14 protein-coding genes, 1 tRNA gene, 1 other RNA gene and 1 pseudogene are annotated in these 16869 nt (G+C 66.7%); 5 read left to right on the forward strand and 12 right to left on the reverse strand.

What is annotated here, in order from left to right; genetic code table 11:
- Positions 1 to 6: 6 nt before the first annotated feature.
- From F816_RS0107870 to F816_RS0107890, 5 genes are all read right to left on the reverse strand, one after another.
- Positions 7 to 792, reverse strand: coding sequence for an ABC transporter permease (locus tag F816_RS0107870; protein WP_019594281.1), 786 nt, complete (start codon positions 790 to 792; stop codon positions 7 to 9).
- A 4-nt stretch (positions 793 to 796) separates the two neighbouring features.
- The gene (locus F816_RS0107875) at positions 797 to 1702 is read right to left on the reverse strand and encodes an ABC transporter ATP-binding protein (protein WP_019594282.1); all 906 of its coding nucleotides are present in this window, start codon (positions 1700 to 1702) and stop codon (positions 797 to 799) included.
- Positions 1703 to 1837: 135 nt separating this feature from the next.
- The gene (locus F816_RS0107880) at positions 1838 to 2284 is read right to left on the reverse strand and encodes a DsrE family protein (RefSeq protein WP_019594283.1); all 447 of its coding nucleotides are present in this window, start codon (positions 2282 to 2284) and stop codon (positions 1838 to 1840) included.
- A gap of 244 nt (positions 2285 to 2528) precedes the next feature.
- Positions 2529 to 2978: a DsrE family protein gene (locus F816_RS0107885; RefSeq protein ID WP_019594284.1), complete on the reverse strand. Its 450-nt coding sequence runs from the start codon at positions 2976 to 2978 to the stop codon at positions 2529 to 2531.
- A gap of 198 nt (positions 2979 to 3176) precedes the next feature.
- Positions 3177 to 4040: a DMT family transporter gene (locus F816_RS0107890; RefSeq protein WP_019594285.1), complete on the reverse strand. Its 864-nt coding sequence runs from the start codon at positions 4038 to 4040 to the stop codon at positions 3177 to 3179.
- A 76-nt stretch (positions 4041 to 4116) separates the two neighbouring features.
- Between F816_RS0107890 and F816_RS0107895 the strand changes: the two genes are divergently transcribed.
- Positions 4117 to 5028, forward strand: a complete 912-nt coding sequence (locus tag F816_RS0107895) for an NAD(P)-dependent oxidoreductase (protein WP_019594286.1) — start codon at positions 4117 to 4119, stop codon at positions 5026 to 5028.
- A gap of 22 nt (positions 5029 to 5050) precedes the next feature.
- Here F816_RS0107895 and F816_RS0107900 read toward each other — a convergent pair whose 3' ends face one another.
- From F816_RS0107900 to F816_RS0107910, 3 genes are all read right to left on the reverse strand, one after another.
- Positions 5051 to 6352 (reverse strand): NRAMP family divalent metal transporter, encoded by a 1302-nt coding sequence (locus F816_RS0107900; RefSeq protein WP_019594287.1) that lies wholly within the window; start codon positions 6350 to 6352, stop codon positions 5051 to 5053.
- 88 nt (positions 6353 to 6440) lie between these two features.
- Positions 6441 to 7970 carry a membrane-bound lytic murein transglycosylase MltF gene (gene mltF, locus F816_RS0107905; protein ID WP_019594288.1) on the reverse strand — a complete coding sequence of 510 codons (1530 nt, stop codon included), beginning with the start codon at positions 7968 to 7970 and terminating at the stop codon, positions 6441 to 6443.
- A 68-nt stretch (positions 7971 to 8038) separates the two neighbouring features.
- Entirely contained in the window at positions 8039 to 8899 is an 861-nt protein-coding gene (locus F816_RS0107910) for a diiron oxygenase (protein ID WP_026287920.1), read from the reverse strand.
- A 111-nt stretch (positions 8900 to 9010) separates the two neighbouring features.
- Here F816_RS0107910 and F816_RS0107915 point away from each other — a divergent pair, with 111 nt between their 5' ends.
- The 3 genes from F816_RS0107915 (at position 9011) to F816_RS14530 (ending at position 9712) form a co-directional block, all read left to right on the forward strand.
- Positions 9011 to 9340, forward strand: coding sequence for a DUF1820 family protein (locus F816_RS0107915; RefSeq protein WP_018144371.1), 330 nt, complete (start codon positions 9011 to 9013; stop codon positions 9338 to 9340).
- A 97-nt stretch (positions 9341 to 9437) separates the two neighbouring features.
- Positions 9438 to 9528: transfer RNA gene (locus F816_RS0107920), tRNA-Ser, on the forward strand.
- A gap of 35 nt (positions 9529 to 9563) precedes the next feature.
- Positions 9564 to 9712, forward strand: a non-coding RNA gene (locus F816_RS14530) — RtT sRNA.
- A 415-nt stretch (positions 9713 to 10127) separates the two neighbouring features.
- Here F816_RS14530 and F816_RS15135 read toward each other — a convergent pair.
- The 3 genes and pseudogenes from F816_RS15135 to F816_RS0107930 all read right to left on the reverse strand — a co-directional run bounded on the left by F816_RS15135 (position 10128) and on the right by F816_RS0107930 (position 12252).
- Positions 10128 to 10386, reverse strand: a pseudogene (locus tag F816_RS15135) (hypothetical protein).
- Between the two features lie 463 nt (positions 10387 to 10849).
- On the reverse strand, positions 10850 to 11113 hold the full coding sequence (locus F816_RS0107925; protein ID WP_051080093.1) for a hypothetical protein: 264 nt from the start codon (positions 11111 to 11113) through the stop codon (positions 10850 to 10852).
- 59 nt (positions 11114 to 11172) lie between these two features.
- Entirely contained in the window at positions 11173 to 12252 is a 1080-nt protein-coding gene (locus F816_RS0107930; protein ID WP_019594290.1) for a metal-dependent hydrolase, read from the reverse strand.
- Between the two features lie 82 nt (positions 12253 to 12334).
- Here F816_RS0107930 and F816_RS0107935 point away from each other — a divergent pair, with 82 nt between their 5' ends.
- Positions 12335 to 16006, forward strand: coding sequence for a hydantoinase B/oxoprolinase family protein (locus F816_RS0107935; RefSeq protein ID WP_019594291.1), 3672 nt, complete (start codon positions 12335 to 12337; stop codon positions 16004 to 16006).
- Positions 16007 to 16320: 314 nt separating this feature from the next.
- On the opposite strand, the gene F816_RS0107940 is transcribed toward F816_RS0107935, so the two are convergent.
- Positions 16321 to 16854: a lipocalin family protein gene (locus F816_RS0107940; RefSeq protein ID WP_026333196.1), complete on the reverse strand. Its 534-nt coding sequence runs from the start codon at positions 16852 to 16854 to the stop codon at positions 16321 to 16323.
- Positions 16855 to 16869 lie beyond the last annotated feature (15 nt).

Raw genomic sequence — 16869 nt, forward strand, 5'->3', positions numbered from 1 at the left:
CGGCGTTCAGCGCAGCAGGCGTCGACGGATCAGGTAGGTGGCCAGGACTATGGCGCTCCCGCCGTAGGCGGTGATCACGGCCAGGTGCGGCAGCCAGGCCGTGGGCCAGGCGCCGGTCATCAGTGGGCGCACGATCTCCAGTACATGCGCCAGTGGCAGGGCCAGCGCCAGGCCCTGCACCCAGCCGGGCAGTTCGGTCAGCGGAAAGAACACCCCGGACAGTAGCAACATCGGCGTGACGGCCAGGGTGAAGTAGTAGAGGAAGAAGTCGTAGCTGCGCGCCAGGGCCGTGATGACCAGGGCCAGCGCGCCGAAGGTGAACGCGGCGAGGAAGATCACCGGCAGCGCGAGCAGGGCGCGGGCATCGGCGACCAGCCCCAGCATGCTGGCGACGATCAGGATGGTAATGGCGCTGATCAGGCCCTTGGTCGCGGCCCAGACGGCCTCGGCGAAGACGATGTCATCCAGCGTGAGCGGGGTGGCAAGCATGCCCAGCCAGGTGTTCTGTTCCGCCATGCGGGTGTAGGCGGAATACATGCCCTCGAAGCTCGCGGTGAACATCGCGGACGAGCAGATGATGCCCGAGGCAATGAAGACCATGTAGCGCATGCCGTCGAGATCGCCCACCAGGCTGCCGAAGCCGTAGCCAAAGGCCAGCAGATACAGGATCGGCTCGCCAAAATTGCCCAGCATCGACGGCACGATCAGCTTGCGCCAGACCAGCAGGTTGCGCCGCCAGACGGCGACGAAGCGCAGGCTGGGGCGGGGCAGGATGGGGTGGTCGCCGGACATGGGCTCAGTCCCTCAGCTCGTGGCCGGTGAGTTTCAGGAACACGTCTTCCAGATCCGCCTCGCGCAGGGTGGGCTCGTGGCCGAGCGTGCGCAGGCGCTCGCGCAGCCGGTCCGGCTCCGCGGTATAGACCAGCCAGGTGTCCGCGACCTGGTGGGCCCGGTCCTTCGGGCCCAGCTCGCGCTGCAGGACCTCGCCCGCGTCCACACCGCCCACGGTCAGCACCCAGGGCTCGATATGCTCGGCGATCAGCCGGCTCGGGGCATCACAGGCGATGATGCGGCCGTGGTCGATGATCGCGATGCGGTCGCACAGTTCCTCGGCTTCTTCCATGTAGTGGGTGGTCAGCACGAGGGTCACGCCGGAGGCGCGCAGCGCCCGAAGCTGGCGCCAAAGGTGATGGCGGGCCTGCGGGTCGAGACCGGTGGTGGGTTCGTCCAGCACCACCACCTCGGGTTCGTTGATCAGCGCACGGGCCAGGGTCAGGCGCCGTTTCATTCCGCCGGACAGGGCATTGATGCGCGCGCCGCGCTTGTCGTTCAGGTTGACCTGCCCCAGCAGCCGGTCGATGCGCGACTCCACCTCCGGCCCGGCCATTCCGAAATAGGCGGCGTAAGTGCGCATGTTCTCGATCACCGTGAAGTCGGGATCGAGGGTGTCGAACTGGGGCACGATGCCCAGCCGTTCGCGCACGGCGCGTTCGCCCTCCGGCATGGGCAGGCCCAGGACCTCGACCTGCCCGCTGTCGATCGGCGTCATGCCCAGCAGCATGCGCAGGGTAGTGGTCTTGCCGGCGCCGTTGGGCCCCAGCAGCCCGAAAAACTCGCCCGGGGCGATCTCGAGGTCCACGCCGTCGACTACGGCGGTGCCGTCGTACGCCTTGTACAGCTGCTGGATGCGAATGGCGGACACGGCGGGACTCGTGGCGGATAGTGAGTGCATACCATACCGGTTCGCAGCAGTGTCCCCAATGTCCCGGTGCGGCACCATGAAAAAGGCCCGGATCTCGCGATCCGGGCCTTCCCGTGGATGGATCGGGAGCCGGAGCTATGGCTTGCTGTAGGTGTAGCCCTGGTGCTGCAGCCAGGAGATATGCGCCACGCCGCTCGGGATCACGTCGTCCTCGGACGCGTCGAATAGTTCACTCAGCTCGATGTTGCGCCCGCGCAGGGTGTTCGCGCAGACCTGGAACTCCACGTTCTGCATCTTCAGGTTCTCGATGCGGCCGCGCAGGTTCTCGTTGGTGTTGGCGGTCTGCAGCAGGCCGAGGCCATCGCCGTGCATCACCACCTTGATCTCCATGTTCTCGGCGCCAACGGCGTTGATGTGGTTCTGGATGTTGCCCATCGCCCCCATATAGCGTTTTTCGTCGTCATAGTTGACGTGGTAGACGACCTTGTGGGTGCCGTAGTCGAAGTCGCTCGCGGCCGCCAGGCCGGGCAGGCTCAGCAGCAGTGCGAGCAGGGTCAGTGGGATCAGTTTCATCGTCTTCATTGCACAGGTTCCTCCAGGAAAAAACCCAGGGCCCGGGCGGGTTTACAGTACGCCTTGGGGCCTTGCGCCGGGGTTGGCGCCCTGTCACCGGGGACTTCGGGGTGAAGCCGGTGGACAGGTATACATAAGACGCATCGGGCATGCTCCTATTCCCGTTCTGTGCGCCAAAGAAAAGGGCCCGGGAAGTCCCGGGCCCGAAGCGACGACCGGGAGATGGCGGTCGCCGGGGTACACAACATGTTGCTTACGGCTTGCTGTAGGAGAAGCCGTTGTTCTGCAGGTAGGAGATGTGAGCCACGCCGCTCGGGATGATGTCATCCTCGGACGCATCGTAGAGATCTTCATGAAGGTCAATGTTGCGCCCGGCCAGCGTGTTGGCACAGACCTGGAAGTCGACGTTCTGCAGCTTCAGGTTGTCGACCCGGGCGCGCAGATCGTCATGCTCCTTCGCGGTTCGCAGCAGACCGAGGCCGTCGCCGTGCATCACGACCTTGATCTCCATGTTTTCCGCGCCGACGGCGTTGATGTGGTTCTGGATGTTGCCCATCGCCCCCATGTAGCGGCCGGTGTCGTCATAGTTCACGTGGTAGACGACCTTGTGGGTGCCGTAGTCGAAATCATCGGCGGCAACGGTGCCCGGCAAGGTGAGGGCCGCGGCGGCTAGGGCGAGCGGAAGGATAAAACGCTTTTTCATGATCGGGCTCCTGCGATTGTTCCCGTGTGTTTCGTATTTAGTGCGCCTGAGGCGTAAGTCGCACTGAAATCAGCAGACCGGATTCGATGGCGGGCTTCCGTGCTTCTCGTTTCCGGTTATGGGTAGGACGGGAACCGTTGCCGATTATTCCGATCAAATACAAGATAAGCATTTGATATAAAATCGACAATTAGAATATTAGGGTAAGCCGGTTTGGTGTATGCCCCAGGTTGCATGCACGGCCAGGGTGAGCAGAACCAGGCCACCAGCGAACAACGTGAGGGTGCTGGGGGCCTCGGCCAGGAACAGCCAGACCCAGAGCGTGCCGAACACCGCCTCCAGCACCAGGAACAGGGCCACCTCGCCGGCCGGCAGAAAGCGGGTTGACAGGGCGATCAGGGTCAGCGCCAGCGGGAGTTGGACGAGGCCCATGATCGCCAGGACCGCGAGGCTTTCGAGCCCGATCGCGAGTGGCGTCGCCAGCGGCCATGCGATCAGCGCGGCCAGCGTCCCGCCCGCCGCGATCACGGCCAGCCGGTCCACTTGGGGCGAGCGGCGCAGGAGGGTCAGGTTGATGCCGACCACCAGGGCAGCCAGCAGCGCCAGGGCGTCGCCGAGCCAGCCCCCGGCCTCCAGCGAGCCGGCCAACACCCCGACGATCCCGCCGATAGCGATCAGCATGGCGATCCAGGTCCGCAGCGGCACCCATTCGCGCAGCAGCAGTCCGGAGAACACGGCCGCGAACAGCGGCGAGGCCGCCAGGATGACTACCACGTTGGCGACCGTGGTGTGCAGGATGGCGAGCACGAACAGGATGGTGGTTGCCGCGAACCCGGCCGCCACCCAGCCGGCATCGCGCCCGCCGAGACGCAGGTGGGTCCAGGCCCAGCGTCCGTCGAGGATACGCAGCAGCAGGGTCAGGGCGAGGGCCATCAGCAACCCGCGCCAGAAGACGATATCCATGCCCTGGGTGTCGGCCAGGCGCACCAGCAGTCCGTCGAAGCTGAGCGCCATCACGCCGGTGAAGGCGAGCAGGGAGCCGTGCAGGTGTTCGCGTTGCATGATCCGGTTCACCCTCCATGTGCCGCTTTTCCAGCGGGGTTGTTACAGTGCGTGGGTACCGTTTTCGGAGTGCCGTATGTCCGCATCCCAGATCCCGCCCGAACTGCAGCCGATCGGGGCCATTGGCCTCGGCATCATGGGGGCACCCATGAATCGCAACCTCCTCGCCGCCGGGGTCGACGTCCAGGTCTGGGCGCGCCGGCCGGAGACGGCGGAAGCACTCGCCCAGGATGGGGCGCAGCCATGCACGAGCCTCGCGGAGCTGGTTCGCGGCGTGCGGGTGCTGGTGCTGAATGTCTCCGATACGCCGGATGTCGAGGCGCTGATGCTGGGGCCGGACGGGGTCCTGGAGCACGCCCGTCCCGGACTGATCGTGATCGACCACAGCACCATCGACCCGATGCGTACCCGCGCTATAGCCCGCGCGGCTGCCGAACGCGAAGTGACCTTCGTGGATGCCCCGGTTTCGGGCGGGGAGCCGGGCGCGCGGGCCGGGACCCTGAGCCTGATGGTGGGCGGGCCGGTCGATGTTGTCGAGAGGCTGCGACCGATCTTCGAGGTGGTGGGCTCCACCCTGACGCATGTCGGCGATAGCGGTGCCGGCCAGATCGCCAAGGCCTGCAACCAGCTGGTGGTGGGCGAGACCCTGGTCGCGATCGGGGAGGCGTTCGCGCTGGCCGAACAGACCGGGGTGGCCCCGGCGCGTCTGCGCGCGGCGTTGATGGGTGGTTTTGCCGGTTCACGCATCCTCGAGGTGCACGGCCAGCGGTTGCTGGATGGGGATTTTGAGCCGGGCTTTCAGATCGGGCTCTACCACAAGGACCTGGGCATTGTGGCCGGATTGGGCGAGGAGGTGGGCTTGAGCCTCGACGGACTCATGCCGGTGCGCCGCGCGGTGGATGAGGCGCTGGAGGCCGGACAGGCCGATCACGATGTGGCGATCCTGGCGCGCTTTTGCCTTCACGCCCGTGGTGATCAAGGGCGATAAAGGCGGTTCGTGAGGGAGCGGGTCAGCCGAACAGGCGCCAGAGGATATAGAGCACCGAGAACACCAGGCCGAATACGATCCCGGCCCAGGACAGGGCGCGCAGGCCGCGCCCCGGTCGGTGCTGCTCCGGCATGTCCGGCGACATCACCACCTTGAAGGTGATCCAGGCCAGTACCGGGGCCGACAAGAACGACAGCAGCGTGGCGATATCGACCAGGCGGGTGAAGTGTTCCCCGGCCTGGGAAATCAGCAATACGGCCCCGCTGGCGACCACCAGCAGTGCGATGCGGTAGCCCCACCAGTCCAGGCCACGTTCGCCCTTGCGCGAGGGGTCCATGGTCTGTGGTGCGTGGCCGTCCTCGCGCAGGGTGCGGATGATCGCCACGATCACGCGGGGGTAGGCATCGGTCACGGCCAGGGTGGTCGAGAACATCGTGGTCAGGGCGGCCACGGCGATCAGGGTGCGGCTCCATTCGCCCAGGCTCTGGGCATACAGGTCTACCAGCTGAGCGGAGAAGGCGGCCGCCCCCGGGGCAAAGCCGATCCCGCTGCCATACATCAGGACGGCGCCCAGCAGCATGAACGCGAGAGCAATCACCACCGCCCCCAGGTAGCCCAGGCGAAAGTCGAAGATCGCCTCGCGTACCGTCGGGGCGTGGCCGGTCTGGCGGGCGCGTTCCTGGGTCCAGATCGAATGCCAGGCCGCCACGTCGAGCGGGATCGGCATCCATCCCAGCAGGGCCAGCACGAACGCGAAGCCGGCCAGGGTCCAGAGGTTCGACCACTCCTGCGCGCCGGACAAGGTGGCCAGATCCGGAGCCTCGCGGAAGGCGAGCGCCACGGCGGCCACGGTGGAGACGCTGAGCGCCGCCATGATGATCTTCATGCCCAGATCCAGCCCGCGGTAGGCGCCGATCATCAGGAATGTGATGCAGGCGGCCAGCACCAGGGCCGAGACCAAAGTCACCGACAGATCCAGATCAAAGACCAGTGTGACCAGCCCGGCGGTGGTCAGGGTGACCACCGCCTGGATGGTAAACAGGGTGCCGACGGTTACCGCGATATAGAGCCCGAGTGCCCAGTTGCCGAGCCGGTGGTAACCGGTCAGCAGGTGATGCCCGGTGGCCGCCGCGTAACGCGGGCCGAACTCCAGGAAGGGGTACTTGAACAGGGAGGCCAGGAGCACGATCGGGATGAGCAATAGGCCGTATTCGGCCCCGCCCCGGGTGGCCTGGACCAGATGCGAGACGCCCACTGCCGCTCCGGCCATCAGCAGGCCCGGTCCGATGGCGGCGCGCAGGGAGGCGCGGGTGGAAGCATTCATGGGCCTGGGTCCGGCGTCTTGGATTCGGGCCGGATTATAGGGGAATCGCTCGGCCGCTCGCGCCCTTTTCTGCGCGCCGGCCTTGCGGTCAAAGCGTCAGGGGTACGCGCCGATAGGGCGCGGGCGGTGGCGGAAGCGGATCGTTGCTGTCGGGGAAGCGCTGGATCAACTTGTCGTAATAGCTGCGAATGTTCTGCACGTAGAGCACCGGCTCCCAGCCGCGGGCGTAGCCATAGCGGGTCTGTTCGTGCCATTCGCGTTCCGCCAGGCGTGGCAGCCACTGCATTACGTCCAGCCAGCGATCCGGATCGTCGCCGTTGGCGTCGGCCAGACGCCGGGCGTCATGCAGGTGTCCCAGACCGACGTTGTAGGCCGCCAGCGTCATCCAGGTGCGGTCCGGTTCCGGGATGCGTTCCGGTAGGCGCTCACGCAGGTCCAGCAGGTAGCGGGTGCCGCCGTCGACGCTGGATGCCGGGTCGGTGCGGTCCTCGACGCCGAGGCCGGACGCGGTGTTCTGGGTCAGCATCATCAGCCCGCGCACTCCGGTGGGGGAGATGGCATCTGCGTTCCAGTGAGACTCCTGGTAGGCCACGGCGGCGATGAAGCGCCAGTCCAGGCCGTATTCGGCGCCGGCGTGTTCGAACAGGCCGCGAAAGCGATCCAGCTGGCTATCCACGCGCCGGGCAAAGGTCAGGGCGTCCACCAGGTCGTGGGTCTCCAGATGGCCCAGGTAGCGGTCGATCATCAACTCCAGGTCGCGGTTCCCTCGCAGGCGGTCAATGTAGGCCTCCGCCGCGTCGATCAGGCTGCGATCGAAGCCGGCCGGGAACAGCCAGGTGACGGCCACCCCGCGCTCGAACTCATAGGCGGTACGCAGATCGGGATGCAAGCGTTGTAGCCGGCCGAACTCCAGGGAACTCATCAGGGCATAGTCGATTTCGCCCGCGGCCAATGCCTGGCGTTGCGCTTCGGCGGTCCCGATGGGTACCAGCTCGACTGGCGGGTCTTGTGGCGCGTACCCGAGGGTCTCGGACTCCGGACCTACGGTCCGGACCGATTCCTGTTGCCTTGCCATATCGGCATGGGACAGGTGAGCTCGCAGGCGGTCCGGCAGCGGCGACTGTGCGGTGAATCCCAGCCGGGTTCCGGCGGGCAGGCTGGCGAGGGCGGGCAGTGCAGCGGTGGATTCGTTGTCACGCCAGAAGGCGAGGACCTGCTGGATGGAGAGGATTTCCGGGCCGCGTTCGATCGTCGGTTCATCGGGATCGACCAGCAGCCCGGCGGCCAGGTCCGCTCGGTGTTCGCGCAGGCGGCGGTGGGCCTCGGCGGCAGTCTCCACGCGGGTTACGCGAATGCGCGTGCCCAGTTCCTTCGCGAAGCCATGCAGCAGGGCCAGTTCCAGTTGGTCGTGGCCATTGGTGGCCGCCAGCTCCGAGCGCCCCAAAGGCGCTTCGACCAGCACGACCTGCAGTTCCTCGCGGAAGGTCAATTGCTGCAGGGCCGAGGGCGGCTGAAACCAGACCCGCAGGCCGATCATCACCAGCAATACGATGAACACGCCGAGCTCGATCTGGCGCCAGGTCGAGCTCGGTGGGCGAAGGCGAAGGTGCGGGAACATGAACCGATGATACCCAATCGGCCGTGCCGGCAGTGCTGGGCGATGACCGGCGCAGGGAGGTGGTGACCCTATCGCCAGTTCAGGACCAGACCCTGGGCGCGAAGGACCTGCAGTGCGGGGTCGACACAGGTATCGATGAAGGCGGCCCGACGGGGGTTATCGTGCGCCAGACGGCGGTAGTTCGGGCCCGCGGGCAGGCCCGCGAGCTGGTAGATATCCGCCGTGGGGTAGTAAAAGGCGTGCACGAACTGGCGGAACACCCGACGCATCAGCGGGCGGTAGGCCGCCTTCTGCCAGGTCGGCAGGGTATCCAGGTAGCTTTCCAGCGTGTCGCGGGCATGTGCCATGTGGCGCGCTTCGTCGATCATGTGGGTGGAGACGACGTCATGCACTGTGGGGCTGATCTGGTCACGGCGCTGGTGGATCAGACGGTTCATCCGGTCCGGGACCTCCTCGCCGATCATCACCGCGATCCAGAAGATCGAGGACTCGAAGGGGGCAAAGCGGCCGACCAGGGTGGCGAGCTTGGGTTTCGGAAAGCGCCGTTCCGGCAGCTCCAGCCCGCTGCGGCGCATGAACTCGATGAACATCAGGCTGTGACCGGCCTCTTCACGCAGCTCGTGCAGGCGGTAGTTCAGCCGGTCCAGGCGGCCGGTCGAGTGCATGGAGATGCGCGAGATGCGTTCCATGAACAGACCTTCCAGCCATAGCGCGCCACTGATGAAATAGAGAAATTCGTACTGCGAGAGGCGCCGCTTCTGCTCGCCCGACAGCGCGGAATATTCTGGCGTGCCGAACAGCGAGATGGCCTCTTCCGGGATCCAGTAGTCCTCCGAAGACAGCGCATCCCAGCGAATCCGCGTGAGCGGATCCTGGTACGGCGAGCTGTTGCGGCTCAAATGATCGAGCAGCTCCTGGGAGGAATTCATCGTTGGCGTGCCGGGACCCATGCGGATAACGCCCGGAATCATACCGACTCTGGCGCTCCGGACCAACGCCAACCCGTTGCAATCTGCGGTTGCTCCCCCATGATGGAGCCCATGGACAAGAATCTGCGGTACCGAATCAATTTTCTGAACAACGGAAAAACGTACGAGTTGTACGCCCGTGACGTTTACCAGGACGAGCTTTACGGTTTCGTCACCATCGAGGGCCTGTTGTTCGGCGAGCGCACACAGGTGGTGGTGGATCCCTCGGAGGAGCGCTTGCGCACCGAGTTCGAGGGTGTGGAGCGCTTCCATGTGCCGATGCATGCGCTGATCCGGATCGACGAGGTCACGGCCGTGGGTACCCCGCGCATTCACGATGCGGGAACTGCCGGGGGCAATGTGCACGCTTTTCCCGGTCTGCCGGGCAAGGGCGGTTCCTGATCCCGCAAGCTGCTGTTTTTCGTCCCCTCCATTGCGCCGCTGCCGCGCCTGGTTTAGGATTCCGCGCTTCGTGACCGTCCAGCGGTTGCGGAAAAATGGAGAGGTGGCCGAGCGGTCGAAGGCGCACGCCTGGAAAGTGTGTATACGGTAACCCCGTATCGAGGGTTCGAATCCCTCCCTCTCCGCCAGATTCAAGCAAAGGGGCCCGAGTGGCCCCTTTTGCATTTCCAGCCCCTGGCGTATCGGGATTCGAACCCGAGAAATCGAACATGATGGTTCGGCGGGTGCCGTGCAGCGGCACCCGAGCGTCGCCGCAGGCGACGACCCGAAGGGCGAGGCACGTAGTGCCGAGTAATCCCTCCCTCTCCGCCAGATTCAAGCAAAGGGGCCCGAGTGGCCCCTTTTGCATTTCCAGCCCCTGGCGTATCGGGATTCGAACCCGAGAAATCGAACATGATGGTTCGACGGGTGCCGTGCAGCGGTACCTTTCGCATCTGCGGCCTCGGGGATCCTGCTTGTCCGTGGGTGGCTGGGTCCTGGTTCGTCCTTCGGTGTTTACGGTGTCTTCGGTCCGCCGCCTGCCTTGTTGTGGCTGGCCCCGGTTCGTCGTTGGGTGTTTACGTGCCTTCGTCCGGCCGCCTGCCAGGCGCTGTCTCGCCAGCGCGCCGCGAGGTACTTTCTTGCTTGCCCAAGAAAGTACCCAAAGAAGGGCCCCCGGATTTCGCCCGGGAACCTTGCTCCAGGGCCCTCGGGCCGGCGGCGCTGAACTCGCTGCGCTGCGCTCCGCTCAGACATCCAGCGCCTTCTCCCGGCCCGAGGACCCTTCCGCAAGGGGCTCCATACGGGAGATGAAGGTCAAAACAGGCGGTATCCCGTAGGGTGCGGTTGAGCGCAGCGAAACGCACCGTTCCCCACGCCGTGCGACACCCTGATGCGATTCGCTACGCTCATCGGCATCCTACGCTCCCCGGCGCCCGCTACGCGGGCGCGGCACGCAACGGCCGCAGGCCGAGCGTGCCGAAGATGCTCGAAGACCTAGCTATCATCCACTGGCAAGAACGCCGGGATCGCCGTTGTTTGGACCTTCCTCCCCGTTGTCGTCGCGCCGAGTGGAGAGGCTTTTCGCGGGACGATTCTAAATAGACACGGGGCGCTGGATGTCTGAGCGGAGCCGCAGGCGCAGCGAGTTCAGCGCCGCCCGCGAAAAGCCTCGGAGCGAGGGAAACCCCATCTCGCGCAGCGGGCCGGGGTCGCGGCAGTCGGGCGTGTTTCTTGGTTACTTCTTTGCACGAGCAAAGAAGTAACTCGGGGCGCGCTGGCGAGTCAGCGCCTGGCAGGTGGCGGACCGAAAGTACGGAAACACAGAGGACGAACCGGGGCCAGCCTGACCCGGCAGGCGGCTGGATGGAGGCACGTAAACACTGGCGACGAACCAGGGCCAGCCACCGCAGGTGCAGGTGCAGGCGAAAGCGATCGGGGCTCGAAGAATGGCCGTCCAGTGCCCGGGGGCTAGCTGCGGGGCTTGAAGCCGGGTGGGTGGCGGGCGATCCAGGCGATAAAACCCTGTACCACAGGTTCGGTGAGGAGTGCCTCGCGGGTGTTCAGGCGTTCCGCCAGGGTCTGCTCGTCGAAGTGTTTGTGGATGTGGTCATGGCAGGGGCGGCAGACCCACAGGATGCGGGCCTCGCGCTCGGCGCGGCTGAAGCGCCGGCGGATGCGCTTGCGCCGGTGCTGCTTGCGCGGGATCAGGTGGTGGCGGGTCAGCGCGTCCATCTCGCGGCCACACAGTTCGCAGGCGGCCGCGGGTCCCGGTTCAGGCTCGTCGGATCCGATCACGGCATCTGCAGGCGGCAGCGCGGGGGCGGCTGGGTGATGGCGTAGTCGGGCGCTGCCAGGTCCATCAGGCAGGGGGCGCCTTCCGGGTCGATGATGCGCGCGCCGATCGCGCGGATTGCGTCCTGGCGCGGGCCGGTCTCGGGGACCTGGCGGCTGGTGATGGGGTGCCAGTCGCCGTCGCGTTCCTCGGCGATCTCGAAGCCGAACGGGAAGTAGCCGGGTGCGCCGAGGCGCAGGTCGGTGACGACCAGCCGGTCGGGGGCATCGGTGTACTCGGCCCGGTGGAAGCGCAGGAAGTCACCGGCGAACCATCGCAGACGCTGGCCGTCCTCCAGGGCCAGGGCCTCGTCCTGCAGGTGCGCGCCGCGCTCGAAGGCCTCGAAGTCCGGACGGACCGGCTGGTCGAGGATGCCCACCCATGCCTCCAGGAATCGGTCATCATCCACGACGGTGATGCGCCACAGCAGGAGGTTGAACGGGGTAGGCTGCACTATGCGCGGCTGGTCCTGCAGGTCCATCGCGATAAGGGTGGGCTGGATGCGGTGGTCGATCCAGGCCTTCAGCGCCAGTCCGGACCCGGCATAGGTGGTGGAGAGGACCAGTCCGGCCACCAGCAGCCTGGGGGCGAAGCGGTAGAACAGCGCGCCGATCGCGGCGACCAGCAGGGGCAGGGTGTAGAGCGGGTCGATCACGAAGATCGAGGCTGTCCCGACCGGCCCGGCGAAGGGCCACAGGAGCTGGGTACCATAGGTGGTGAGCGCATCCAGCAGCACATGCGTGGACAGCACCAGGAACAGGAACCACCACCAGCGTCCGAAGCCGATATCGCGGGTGGCCGGGATGCGTGCGAGCAGGCCCGCTATGCCCGTCGCGACCAGCAGATGGACCAGCAAGGAGTGGCTGAAGCCGCGGTGATAGATGAAATCGGAGACGTCGTCCCCGTAGGCTATAAGCACGTCCAGGTCCGGGACGATGGCTACGGCGGCGCCCAGCAGGATGGCCTTGCGGCCCAGGCGTGATCCGAGGGTCAGGCCGCCGACAACGGCGCCCAGGCTGGCTTGGGTGACGGGATCCATGCGGGAGCATTTCCTTTTAGGTGACGCGCTTGCGACTGGCGCGCGGCGCCCGAGTTCACGTGATCAAACCAGAGCGGCAGACATGACTCAAGCCGGAACCGACAACCAATGGCAGTTCTGGGTGGATCGCGGCGGCACCTTCACCGACCTGGTCGCGCGCGACCCGGAAGGACGGTTGCACACCCGCAAGCTGCTGTCGGACAACCCGCAGGCGTATGCCGACGCCGCGGTGCAGGGTGTCCGCGACCTCCTCGGGCTGGCCGCCGGCGCCGCGATCCCCGCCGGGGTGATCCACGAGCTGCGTATGGGCACCACGGTGGCGACCAACGCGCTACTGGAGCGCAAGGGCGAGCCGACCCTCCTGGTAATCACCGCAGGGTTGGAGGACGCACTGGCGATCGGGCACCAGGCGCGGCCCGACCTGTTTGCGCGCATCATCCGCCTGCCACAGCCGATCTATGCGCAAGTGGCCGCGGTGCGCGAACGGGTGAATGCGGCCGGGGAGGTCCTCCAGCCGGTGGATCTTGATGCGCTGCGTCCGCGCCTGCAGGCGGCGCTGGATGACGGCATTCGTTCGGTGGCGATCGTCTGTATCCACGGCTATCGCTATCCGGCGCATGAGCAGGCCATCGCGGCGCTCGCGCGGGAGATGGGCTTTGCCGAGGTGGCGACCAGCCACGCGACCAGCCCGCTGATCAAGCTGGTGCCGCGTGGCGAGACCACGGTGGTGGATGCCTACCTGTCGCCCGTGCTGCGCCGCTATGTCGATCAGGTGGCCGGCGAACTGGGGGATGTGCCGCTGCGTTTCATGCAGTCGCATGGCGGGCTGGTGGACGCGGCGCATTTTCGCGGCCGCGACGCGATCCTGTCCGGGCCGGCCGGCGGCATCGTCGGCGCGCTGAAGACTGCCGCGCCCCTGGGGTTCGAGCGCCTGATCACCTTCGACATGGGCGGGACCTCCACCGATGTCGCGCATCTGGCCGGGGAACTGGAACGCCGCCAGGAGAGCGAGGTGGCCGGCGCACGTCTGCGCGTGCCGATGCTGGATATCCATACCGTGGCTGCTGGCGGTGGGTCGGTCTGCCGCTTCGACGGGATCCGCCTGCGGGTCGGGCCGGAGTCTGCCGGCGCGCAACCCGGCCCGGCCTGCTACGGCCAGGGCGGGCCATTGACGGTGACTGACTGCAATGTGCTGCTGGGGCGCTTGCGACCGGAGTATTTCCCGGCCGTGTTCGGCCCCGAGCGCGACCGCCCGCTGGACCCGGAGCCGGTCCGGAAGCAGTTCGATGAGCAGGCCGTTCAGATCATGTCGATGACGGCCGAGGAGGTGACACCGGTGGCGCTGGCCGAGGGGCTGCTGCAGATCGCAGTCGAGCACATGGCCCAGGCAATCAAGACCATCTCGGTGCAGCGGGGCCATGACGTCTCGCGCTATGCCCTGGTCTGCTTTGGCGGGGCGGGTGGGCAGCATGCCTGTCGGGTCGCGGAGCAATTGGGCATGCGCCACATCCTGTTCCATCCGCTGGGAGGCGTGTTGTCCGCCTACGGGATGGGGCTGGGTGAACTGCGCGCCCTGCGTGAGCGGAGCCTGGAATGGCCACTGGACGACGAACATGCAGTGGCGATCGACGCCGCTCTGGAGGATCAGGCCGAGGCCGCCGCTGAGGCCCTGGCGGAACAGGGGGTGGAACCCGGGGCTATGCGTGTCGAGCGACGGCTGCATCTGCGGCTTGCCGGCTCGGATACGGCGCTGGAGGTCCCGGCCGGCTCCACCCATTCTCTGATGGAGGCCTTCGCTGCGGCTTATCGCGGGCGCTACGGCTTTGCCCCGCCGGATCGCGAGCTGGTGGTAGCGGTCGCGGCGGCCGAGGCCATCGCGACTGCGGCGGAGGCGCCGCCGGATCGGTCACCGGCAGCGATGGTCGAGCGTCCCGCACCGGAGGCGGATACGGTCGCGATGGTGGTGGCGGGCGAGCTGCGCGACGTACCCCTGTACCGGCGCGAGGCCCTGGGCCCCGGGATGACGCTGGCAGGGCCGGCACTGGTGATCGAGGCTACCGCCACGCTGGTGCTGGAGCCGGGCTGGTGGGGCCGGATCGAGCACGATGGCACGTTGCGCCTGGAGCGCGAGACGGGCGCGGGTCGGCGGGTGCAGCCAGCGGCCGCCGACCCGGACGAGATCCCGCGCGATCCCATTCTGCTCGAGGTCTTCAACAATCGCTTCATGGCGATTGCCGACCAGATGGGCTTCACCCTGCGCAATACCGCCCATTCGGTGAACATCAAGGAACGCCTGGATTTCTCCTGCGCACTGTTCGATGCCAGCGGGAATCTGGTCGCCAATGCTCCCCACATGCCGGTGCATCTGGGCTCGATGGGTGCCAGCGTGCGGGCGGTGGTCGCGGCGGCGGAGGGTGATCTGCGGCCCGGAGACGCCTGGGTACTGAACGACCCCTACAACGGTGGCACCCATCTGCCGGACATCACCGTGGTGACACCGGTCTTCGTGGGTCCCGGGGATGCAGTGACGGAGGATCCGCAGGCCGGGATCGCGCAACCGGCGTTTTTCGTGGCCTCGCGCGGCCACCATGCCGATGTCGGCGGCATCACGCCGGGTTCTATGCCGGCCTTCTCCCGCCGTCTGGCAGAAGAGGGGGTGCTGATCCCACCGACCCTTCTCGTGCGCGACGGGTGCTTCGCGACCGGGGAGATGCGGACGCTACTGGGTTCGGGCGAGTGGCCGGCACGCAACCCGGAGCAGAATCTGGCCGATCTGGAGGCCCAGGTGGCGGCCAACCGCAAGGGGCTTGAAGAGCTGGGCCGGCTGCTGGACGAATATGGCGCGGCCACGGTGGCGGCCTACATGCGGCATGTGCAGGACAACGCCACCGAGGCGGTACAACGGCTGATCGCGGGCCTGGAGGGTGGCACGTTCACCTATGCGCTGGACAACGGGGCCGAGATCCGGGTGGCCGTGACCCCCGATCCGGGAGCGCGCCGCCTGCGAATCGATTTCGCGGGGTCCTCGCCGGCCCGCGAGGACAACTTCAACGCCCCGGGCTCCATCGTCCGTGCGGCGGTGCTGTACGTGCTGCGCACGCTGCTGGAGGACGAGATTCCCCTGAACGATGGCTGCCTGGCGCCGGTGGATCTGGCGATCCCGGAGGGTTGTCTGCTGAACCCGTCCCCACCCGCTGCCGTGGTGGCGGGCAACGTCGAGACCTCGCAGGTCGTGACCGATGCGTTGTTCGGCGCCCTCGGGGTGCAGGCCGCGGCCCAGGGCACGATGAACAACCTGACCTTCGGCGATGCCGAGCGGCAGTACTACGAGACCATCGCCGGTGGCGCCGGGGCCGGGCCCGGCTATGACGGGGCGAGTGCGGTGCAGACGCACATGACCAACTCGCGCCTGACCGACCCGGAGGTCCTGGAGAGTCGTTTCCCGGTACGGGTAGAACAGTTCGGCTATCGCCGGGGCTCCGGCGGCCGGGGGCAGCGCTGGGGGGGTGACGGCGTGATCCGGCGGTTGGGTTTTGATGCGGCGATGGAGGTAGTGCTACTGGCCAATCGGCGCCGCGTTCCTCCATTCGGGCTGGCGGATGGCGAGCCGGGGGCGCTGGGCGAGGATGCCATCCTGCGCGCGGATGGCACGCGCGAGCCGATGGCAGGCTGTGATCGCCAGTCGGTGGCGCCGGGGGATGCGGTGGAGATCCGGACTCCGGGCGGCGGCGGCTACGGGCGCGTCAGGGATTAGGCCCCCCGCAGCAAGGGAAACAATCAATGTACGCGCTCGCGTTGGCACCCCAGGTTTTCCGAGACAAGACGCGTCGTGCAGCGGGTAGTGGTTCTACCCGCTGCACGACGCAGGATCGGGGAACCTGGGGTGCCAACCCCACAATCCATTGAAAAGCAGGGGCTCGGCCGCCCGTTGTTGATGAAAACGGGCGCGCGCACGGCGTTGCGGCTCCCTTGTGCAGAATGACTGCACGGCAGTCACCGTGCCTTGTTCGCACGCAAAAGCGACTCGAGCGCGAGCGTGTGCATTGATCAGTGTTTCCCAAGGGGGCGTCAGTCGTCCCAGCGCTGGGGTACGCGCTGGATCTCGTCGGTGTCGTACCCGAGTTCGTCGAGGTAGGCGAGGATGGCCTGGTAGTCGTCCTCGGGCATCGCCGGTTCGCGCGCCATGATCCAGACGTAGTCGCGCTTGCTGCGGCCGATGACCGTCTGGCTGTAGTCCTCGTCGAGGTAGACGATCAGGAACTCGGCCTTGAACGGCCACAGGAACCGCATGCCCCATTCGGCGTTGTCCTCGCTCTGCACGAAGCCCGTCGGGTTGTACTCGCGGCGCGGCCCGTCAAAGCCGCCCTTGTTGAACGAGAAGGTGGTGGCGATGGTGCCGTCGTCGTTCAGCGCGTATTGCTCCAGCGCGTTGTAGGCATCGCGCTCGAGGAAGGTGGGGATATTCGCGATCACGTACCAGTCGCCCATGTAGCGATCGAGTTCGACGTGGTCCACGGTCGGCATCTTCTGCGGGCTGCTGCATCCGGTCATCAGAATCCCCAGTACCAGGCCCGCGAACAGGGCCGTCATTGAGCGCGTCATTGGTGTCTTCCGTAT

The sequence above is a fragment of the Thioalkalivibrio sp. ALM2T genome (genome assembly GCF_000381505.1).
Taxonomy (GTDB): domain Bacteria; phylum Pseudomonadota; class Gammaproteobacteria; order Ectothiorhodospirales; family Ectothiorhodospiraceae; genus Thioalkalivibrio; species Thioalkalivibrio versutus.